Below are 1,031 nucleotides of genomic sequence, written 5' to 3'. Positions count from 1 at the left end.
AGCTCGGTCCCGGGGATCCTCTAGAGTCAGCAGCGAGATGTCGCCGAAGAGCCGCGGATTGAGCAGCGTCACGCCCAGTGCGACCGCGACGGTGCTGAAGCCGACGATGAGCTGCCACTGCCACACGGACCTCACGACGGTGCCGATCAGCTGGCTGTCGGCCCATCGACTCTCGACGCGGGGGGTGGTCATCGGTTCCTCATTCGGCAGTCTATTGATCCGCGTCGGCGGCAGCTGTGCCGCTGCGGGGAAGCAGCAGGGTCGCCTTCGTACCGTGTCCGGGCAGCGACACGATCATGACCTCCCCGCCGTTTCGTCGTGCGAGCATCCGGGCGATGGGCAGGCCCAGACCCGTCCCCGGGGTCGCACGGACCTCGGCCTGCTCGCCGCGGTAGAACGGGTCGAAGACCTGGGCGAGGGCGTCGGGCCCGATGCCCGGACCGGTGTCGCTGACGGTGAACATCACGTCGGCGGCAACACCCGAGATCTCGACACGGACGGCGCCGCCAGCCGGTGTGAACTTGACGGCGTTGGACAGCAGGTTGCCCAGTGCGCGCGCGGCGTCGTCGCGGTCGGCGAAGACCGCCATCTCCTCTGCGGTGTCGATGTCGACCTCGATGGAGCGCGCAGTGGCGCTGCCGGTGTGGTGCGCGACGACCTCGTGCACCAGGTCGGATGCCGCGATCTCGAGCGGTCGCGGTCGTTCGGCCTGGGTGCGGCTGAAGGCGAGGAGGTCGTCGAGCATGCCGGCCAACCGTCCGGTGTTGCGATGGATCGCGTCAACCCACGCACCGGCCTCGGCAGGCAGTTCGGCGTCGGAGAGCAGCTCGCTGTAACCGGCGATGATCGTGATGGGCGTGCGCAGCTCATGGCTGGTCGTGGAGAGGAAGTCCTGCCGCTGCCGTTCGAGGTCGTAGCGCACCTGGACGGTGGCGGCGGTGGCACGCGCGGCTTCGGCGCTCTGCTCCGCGGAGTCGACCGCCGTGCGGGCGTTGCGCAGCGACTCGTTGCGTTCGGTGGTCGTCAAAACC

General features: G+C 69.1%; 2 protein-coding genes. Both read right to left on the bottom strand.

Annotated features, from left to right (window positions below; translation table 11 throughout):
- On the bottom strand, positions 1-192 hold a 192-nt coding region (locus tag I5I_RS14130; protein ID WP_036321173.1), incomplete at its 3' end, for a hypothetical protein.
- Between the two features lie 19 nt (positions 193-211).
- A partial coding sequence (locus I5I_RS14125) for a sensor histidine kinase (RefSeq protein WP_036321171.1) occupies positions 212-1,031 on the bottom strand: 820 nt, incomplete at its 5' end.

This window comes from Microbacterium sp. B24, from assembly GCF_000333415.1.
Classification (GTDB): Bacteria; Actinomycetota; Actinomycetes; order Actinomycetales; family Microbacteriaceae; genus Microbacterium.
This window is presented reverse-complemented; position numbering and strand designations above follow the sequence as displayed.